The sequence below is a fragment of the Nonomuraea aridisoli genome, from assembly GCF_003236395.1.
GTDB classification, from domain to species: Bacteria; Actinomycetota; Actinomycetes; order Streptosporangiales; family Streptosporangiaceae; genus Nonomuraea; species Nonomuraea aridisoli.
On record NZ_POUD01000483.1, the window covers coordinates 1 to 3,263 of the forward strand.

The 3,263-nt window shown below is 70.6% G+C and carries 4 protein-coding genes; 3 read left to right on the plus strand and 1 reads right to left on the minus strand.

Features of this window, described 5'->3' with window-relative positions:
* The 3 genes from C1J01_RS47165 to C1J01_RS47170 form a co-directional block, all read left to right on the plus strand.
* The coding region (locus C1J01_RS47165) for a sortase (RefSeq protein ID WP_146616017.1) at positions 1-331 on the plus strand (331 nt) is incomplete at its 5' end.
* Between the two features lies 1 nt (position 332).
* On the plus strand, positions 333-491 hold the full coding sequence (locus C1J01_RS50765) for a hypothetical protein (RefSeq protein WP_181449359.1): 159 nt from the start codon (positions 333-335) through the stop codon (positions 489-491).
* On the plus strand, positions 488-1,060 hold the full coding sequence (locus tag C1J01_RS47170; RefSeq protein WP_111185579.1) for an anthranilate synthase component II: 573 nt from the start codon (positions 488-490) through the stop codon (positions 1,058-1,060). The genes C1J01_RS50765 and C1J01_RS47170 overlap by 4 nt, the downstream gene beginning before the upstream one ends.
* A gap of 143 nt (positions 1,061-1,203) precedes the next feature.
* On the opposite strand, the gene pknB is transcribed toward C1J01_RS47170, so the two are convergent.
* Entirely contained in the window at positions 1,204-3,066 is a 1,863-nt protein-coding gene (gene pknB, locus C1J01_RS47175) for a Stk1 family PASTA domain-containing Ser/Thr kinase (protein ID WP_111185581.1), read from the minus strand.
* Positions 3,067-3,263: the final 197 nt, after the last annotated feature.

Below are 3,263 nucleotides of genomic sequence, written 5' to 3' on the forward strand. Positions count from 1 at the left end.
CCCCGACACCGCCCTGCCCGGCCAGATCGGCAACTTCGTCCTGTCGGGCCACCGCACGACGTACGCGGCGCCGTTCAACGAGATCGACGAGCTCGAACGCGACGACGAGATCATCATCGAGGCCCGTGAGGCCCGCTACACCTACCGCGTGATGTCCCAGGACGTCGTGACCCCCGACGAGGTCGAGGTGCTCGCCCCCGTGCCCGGCAAGCCGGACATCCACCCCATCCGCGCCTTCATCACGTTGCTGACCTGCCACCCCGAGTACTCCGCCGCCGAACGCCTCCTCGTCTACGGCGTGCTCAAGGAGACCGAACCGCGCAAGGAGTGACATGTATCTCTGGATCTGGCGCAAGCTGCCCGGCCGCCCGCCCACCAGGATCCTCACCGCCGCCGTACTGGTCGCCGCCGTGGGGGCCGTACTGTGGTACGTGGTGTTCCCGCTCCTGGAGCCCGCGGTGACGCTCGACGAGGTGACCCTACGCAAATGACTCGCGTGCTGGTCGTGGACAACCACGACAGCTTCGTCCACACGATCGTGCAGTACCTTCGCGAGCTCGGCGCCGACTGCGACGTGCGCCCGCGCGACGACGTACGCGTGAGCGACGCCGACGGCTTCGACGGCGTCCTCGTCAGCCCCGGCCCCGGCACGCCCGAGGCCGCCGGCGTGAGCGTCCCCCTGGTCCACCACGCCGCCGCGACCGGCCTGCCGCTGCTCGGCGTCTGCCTCGGCCACCAGGCCATCGCCGTCGCCTACGGCGCCACCGTCTCGCGCGCGCCCGAGCTCCTCCACGGGCAGACCAGCGCCATCGTCCACGACGGCGAGGGCGTCTTCGAGGGCCTGCCCTCACCCGTGCGGATGACCCGCTACCACTCGCTCGCCGTCCGGCCCGAGACGGTGCCCGACGTGCTGGAGGTGACCGCCCGCACCGGCGACGGCGTGGTCATGGGCCTGCGGCACCGCCTGGCGCCCGTCGAGGGCGTGCAGTTCCACCCCGAGTCGGTCCTGTCCGAACACGGACACCGGCTGCTCGGAAATTGGCTGCGACGAATCCTGTAACAAACGTCTCCTGGCGAGCGACGTACAAGTGAGCGTCCCCGCCGTTGCCCCCGAGCGGCGGGGGCGTTCTTTTCATTCGCCGCACGAAAAGGGCCGCCCACCCCCTCGCGGGGGCGGGCGGCCCTTTTCACGCCGTCAGCGGGTCAGAAGCCGTCGCCGATCGGGTTGTCGTCGCTCGGCGGCGTGTCCTCCTCGCCGCCGAAGTCCGTCGGCGGGTCCTCCGTGCCGAAGTCGGGGTCGCCCTCCGTCGGGAAGTCGCTCGTGGGCGGCGGCGCGGTGTCCTCGGGGCCGGTGGACACCACGATCGTGATCGTCGTGCCGGGCGGCTGCGGGGTGCCCTCGGGCGGGTTCTGCTGGATGACCGTGCCCTCGGGCTGGTCGCTCGCCTGCTCCGACACCCGGGTCTTGAAGCCCGCGCCCTTGATCTGGTTGGTGGCGTCCTCGACGGTGAGCCCGACGACGCTCGGCACCTCGCTCAGCGCCTTCGGGACGAAGAGGGTGACCGTGCCGCCCTCCTCGATCTCCGCGCCGGCCTTCGGGTCGGTGGCGATGACCGTGCCCTGGGTCTTGGACGACGTGCGCGTCTTGACCGTGCCCTGCAGGCCCGCCTCCTCCAGCGCCGCCATCGCGTCCTCCTGCGGCATGCCGACGAGCCCGTCGGGCACCTCGACCTTCTTGGGGCCGCTGGAGACCACGAGCTTGACCGGGTCGCCCTTGGCGACCTTGGTGTTCGCGGCCGGATCCGTCCGGATGACGATGCCCTTCTCGACCTCGGAGCTCGCCTCCGGCACCACCTGGACGGAGAGGCCGAGGTTCTTCAGCTGCTCCTCGGCGAAGGCGCGCTCCTGCGTCTCGAGCTGCGGGATCGTCACCCCCGTGTCGGCAGGGGTGTCCTTGTTGCCGAACACCATGTAGCCGGCCGTGATGAAGCCACCGATGATCAGCAACGGGATGATGATCCACAGCGCGGTCTTGAGGGCGTTGCCGCCACCGCCGCCGGACGCCCGCCGCCGGCCACCTCGCCCGCCGCCCTCGTCGTCGTACTCGTACGGCGGGACCGCGGTGGTGCGCTGCGTGGCCGGGCCCGAGGGGATCTGCGCGGTGTTCATCATGCGCGTGCCCTGGCCGTAGTTGCCGGTCATCGCCATCGTCTGGGCGTCGACCGGCATGCCGGACATCGCCCGCTGGATGTCGGCGCGCATCTCGCCCGCGCTCTGGTAACGATGCGCCGGATCCTTCGCCATGGCCTTGAGCACGATGGCGTCGGCCCACGCCGGGATCTCGGGGTCGATCTGGGACGGCGGGATCGGCTCCTCGCGGACGTGCTGGTAGGCAATCGCGACCGGGGAGTCGCCGGTGAACGGCGGCTGGCCGGTCAGCAGCTCGTACAGCACACATCCGGTGGAGTAGATGTCGCTGCGGGCGTCGACCCGCTCACCGCGGGCCTGCTCCGGCGAGAGGTACTGGGCCGTCCCTATCACCTGCGCGGTCTGCGTCATCGTGGCCGCGGAGTCGGCCATCGCGCGCGCGATGCCGAAGTCCATCACCTTGACGTCGCCCGCGCGCGTGATCATCACGTTGGCCGGCTTGATGTCGCGGTGGACGATGCCGCCGCGGTGGCTGTAGTCGAGCGCGCGCAGAATGCCGTCGACCAGCTCCGTCGCCCGCTCGGGCATCAGCCGCCGATCCTGGCGCAGCAGGTCGCGCAGCGTCCGGCCGTCGACGTACTCCATCACGATGTACGGCACGGGGGTGCCGTCGGTGACGTCCTCGCCGGTGTCGTAGACCGCGACCACGGCCGGGTGGTTCAGGGAGGCCGCGGACTGCGCCTCACGGCGGAACCGGGCCTGGAAGGTGTGGTCGCGCGCCAGGTCGGAGCGGAGGGTCTTGATCGCGACTATGCGGTCCAGCCGGATGTCTCGGGCGCGATACACCTCGGCCATGCCGCCGCGCCCGACGACACCGTCGAGCTCGTAACGACCTCCGAGTAGCCGAGGCTGAGTCATTTCCTGCACTGTCCCTTACCGTTCATCTTGGGTACCGGCCGCGCGGGGGGCCGCCGGTGTCCATCATCGACCCCATGGCGCATCACGTCTCCTCCTTGGGCGGGTTTGTGTCACCCGGGTCCGGCGAGGCGGTAGGTGTCGGAGTTGTCGGTGTAGTCGTGGGCGTTGGGGTCGGAGTGGGCGTAGGGGTTCGGGTG

What these genes read in the sequence shown, in the direction of transcription:
- C1J01_RS50765 (WP_181449359.1), top strand. Translation starts at nt 333, where the DNA reads ATGTATCTCTGGATCTGGCGCAAGCTGCCCGGCCGCCCGCCCACCAGG.
- pknB (WP_111185581.1), bottom strand. Translation starts at nt 3,066, where the DNA reads ATGACTCAGCCTCGGCTACTCGGAGGTCGTTACGAGCTCGACGGTGTC.
- C1J01_RS47170 (WP_111185579.1), top strand. Translation starts at nt 488, where the DNA reads ATGACTCGCGTGCTGGTCGTGGACAACCACGACAGCTTCGTCCACACG.